Annotated in this window: 3 protein-coding genes and 1 pseudogene; 2 read left to right on the plus strand and 2 right to left on the minus strand. The window is 68.8% G+C overall.

What is annotated here, in order from left to right:
- Positions 1 to 544: iron ABC transporter permease (locus JMF90_RS30820; RefSeq protein ID WP_201325862.1), on the plus strand; the 544-nt coding region annotated here is incomplete at its 5' end.
- Between the two features lie 46 nt (positions 545 to 590).
- On the opposite strand, the gene JMF90_RS30825 is transcribed toward JMF90_RS30820, so the two are convergent.
- The gene (locus JMF90_RS30825; RefSeq protein WP_011694270.1) at positions 591 to 1976 is read right to left on the minus strand and encodes an ATP-binding protein; all 1386 of its coding nucleotides are present in this window, start codon (positions 1974 to 1976) and stop codon (positions 591 to 593) included.
- A complete protein-coding gene (locus JMF90_RS30830) occupies positions 1977 to 2702 on the minus strand; it encodes a response regulator (protein WP_011545135.1) in 726 nt (241 codons plus the stop codon).
- Positions 2703 to 2827: 125 nt separating this feature from the next.
- Between JMF90_RS30830 and JMF90_RS40340 the strand changes: the two are divergent.
- Positions 2828 to 3131: pseudogene (locus tag JMF90_RS40340) on the plus strand (MipA/OmpV family protein); the annotation flags it as partial.

Here is a 3131-nt window from a genome sequence, read left to right on the forward strand (position 1 = left end):
GCTGCTCGCGGGCGTGTCGGTGTCGTTCATGATGGCCGCGTTCGGCAACCTGCTGCTGTATCTCGGCGACCAGCGCGCCGCGTCGTCGGTGCTGTTCTGGATGCTCGGCGGCGTCGGGCTCGCGCGCTGGGACCTGCTGCCGGTGCCGACCGTGTGCGCGGTGCTCGCCGGCGGCGCGCTCCATGCGCGCCGACGCGAACTGAATGCGCTGATGTCGGGCGACGTCGCCGCCGCGTCGCTCGGCGTGCCGAGCGCGCGGATGCGGCGCGAGGTGTTCGTCGTCGCGTCGTTCGCGACGGGCGCGATGGTCGCGGTGAGCGGCGCGATCGGCTTCGTCGGGCTCGTGACGCCGCATCTGTGCCGTCGCGTCGTCGGCGCGGAGCACGGCCGGCTGCTGCCGGTCGCCGCGCTGGCCGGCGCGATCCTGCTCGTGTGGGCCGATGTCGCCGCGCGCACGCTCGCGGCGCCGGAGGACCTGCCGATCGGCATCGTGACCGCGCTGTTCGGCAGCCTGTTCTTCGTCGCGCTGTTGCGCCGGCGCTGAGCGAAGGCGCGGTCACGCGGGGGCGGGTAGGCGCCCGCCGCCGTTTTCATCGAAGCGGGACGACCGTGCCCGTGCCGCTGCGGCGGCGCGCATCGGCATGCGTGCTTTCCACGTGCTGCGCGACGTCGAACAGACTGTCCGGCAGCGCACGCACGGGCAGCGTGATCACGAAGCGCGCGCCGCCGAGCGGCGAATCCTCGAGCCGCACGTCGCCGCCGTGCACCTGCGCGACGCGCCGCACGATCGCGAGCCCGAGCCCGAAACCGCCGGTCTGACGGTCGCGGCTCGAATCCAGCCGCTGGAACGGCTCGAACACGCGGGCGCGTTCGGCGGCCGGAATGCCGGGGCCATCGTCGTCGACGCTCAGCACGAGCGCGCCGGACGGGTCGCGGGTCGCGGCCAGCACGACCTTGCGCGACGCATAGCGGGCGCCGTTGCGAATCAGGTTCAGCAGCGCGCGGGCGACGAGCTTCGGATCGCAGACGTGGGTCGCGGGCGCGTCGAACGTCGACACGTCGAGCGCGATGCCGCGATCGGCGATGTCGTCCGCGACGTTGCCGGCGACGCTGTCGATCAGCGCATCGACGACGACTTCCATCGGCGCGAGCTCGCTCGCACCCTGTTCGAGCCGGCCGATCGTCAGCAACTCGGTGACGAGCTCGTCGAGTTCGCGCACGTCGCGTCGCAGCGCGTCGCGGCGCTCGCGCATCCGGCCCGTCTCGTCGGCGTCGGCGAGCAGCGCGAGCCCGAATTCGAGCCGGGCGAGCGGCGTTTTCAGTTCATGCGAGATGCCGTGCATCATTTCGCGCTGCTGCTTGATCGACGCCTCGATACGCGCGGCCATGTCGTTGAACTGCTGCGACAGCTCGTAGATGTTCGACTTGCCCGACAGCTTCACGCGTGTCGACAGCATTCCGGCGCCGAACGCGCGCGCGGCATCCTGCAGCCGGCGAATGTCGCGCCAGTGATAGTGAATCCACAGCACGACCGCGAACAGCGTCGCGAGCGCGAGCAGCATGTACGCATAGATCCGGATGTCGAGGTCGGGCGCTTCGATCGGGCGGGCATGCAGCACCGAGCCGTCCGCGAGCGGCATGTAGTAATCCTTGCCGTTGTAGCTGATCGCGATCCTGCCGGCATCGAGATCGCGCAACGGCGCGCCGCTCAGTTGCGCACGCGCGTCGGCCATCGACATGAAGCCGAATCCTTCGCGGCCATGCAGCGCGAGTTCGCGCAATGCGAGCTCGCGCTGCGCGCCCGGATGGCGTTCGAGGTAGTCGTTCAGCACGAACGAATAGGTCGTCAGCGAATCGCGCTGCGCCTGCGCGCCGCGTTCATAGAAGATCCGGTCGAACGACAGCTGGATGAAGATGATCGACGCACCGACGAACAGGATCACGACGAGGTACAACCGGAGCAACGGGCGCAGCATTTACTCGTCCCACGCAGAAGGGCTGAACAGGTAGCCGCGACCCCAGATCGTCTTGATCTTGTGCGGCTCCGATGACGCATCCTCGAAGCGGCGGCGCAGCTTCGAGATGCCGGAATCGACCGAGCGGTCGAGCCCGTCGAATTCGATCCCGCGCAACTGCTTCAGGATGTCGTCGCGGCTCAGCACGGTGCCGGCCGCACGCGCGAGGATCAGCAGCAGGTTGAATTCGGCGGTCTTCAGCTCGACCGGCTCGCCGCGCCACGTGACGGTGCGGTTCGGCGGCGAAATGGCGAGCTCGCCGAAGACGAGCGCGTCGGGCGCGACCGCAGGCGCTTCCGCCGCGGCCGGCTGCGCGCGGCGCAACAGCGCGCGGGCGCGGGCGACGAGCACGCGCGGCTCGATCGGCTTCGTCACGTAGTCGTCGGCGCCCGTCTCGAGCCCGGCGACCTGGTCGTACACGTCCGCGCGCGCGGTCAGGATCAGCACCGGGACGTTGGTGAACGCACGGATGCGCCGGCAGACTTCCATGCCGTCGAGATTCGGCAGCATCAGGTCGAGGATCACGAGGGCCGGCTGGTGCTCGCGCACCGCCGCGACGGCGAGATCGCCGCGCCGCACGACCGTCACCGCGAATTCATAGCCGTCGAGGTATTCGCGGACGAGCTGCGCGAGGCGATCGTCGTCCTCGATCAGCAGCACACGGTATTTGAGTGGAACTTCGTTCATGGACTCCTCGGGATGCACGCGCCATCTCCCACCCGGCAGACCGATGCGCGGCGCGGCACGCGAATTCTATCCGGCCGATCGACCGCCGGGGCAGCGGGGCGACAATCTCCAACAATCGAACACAATTGCGCACAGATTCGCCGCACATTCAGGACAGTCTCGGCGCGGGGCGGCACCTAGACTGCGGGCTTCGTCACTTTTATCTCAATATTGTGCGCCCATTACTTCGCCGTTACCGCTATTGCATGCCGCTCGCCGGCCTGACCCTCGCCGCCGCCGCCCACGCGGAAAACCAGTATTCGTTGTCGCTCGGCGGCGGGTTCGCACCGCGCTACCAGGGCAGCAAACAGTATCGCGGCGTGGTTGCGCCGTCGTTTTCCGCGAAGTTCGGCAATGGCTTCTTCGTCGACAGCACGGAGGGTGCCGGCT

It is taken from the genome of Burkholderia sp. E168m23 (assembly GCF_016586125.1).
In the GTDB taxonomy this organism is placed as follows: Bacteria; Pseudomonadota; Gammaproteobacteria; order Burkholderiales; family Burkholderiaceae; genus Burkholderia; species Burkholderia orbicola.

Excerpts from the sequence above, each read along its gene's own strand:
- JMF90_RS30825 (WP_011694270.1), bottom strand. The coding sequence starts at position 1,976 with ATGCTGCGCCCGTTGCTCCGGTTGTACCTCGTCGTGATCCTGTTCGTC.
- JMF90_RS30830 (WP_011545135.1), bottom strand. The coding sequence starts at position 2,702 with ATGAACGAAGTTCCACTCAAATACCGTGTGCTGCTGATCGAGGACGAC.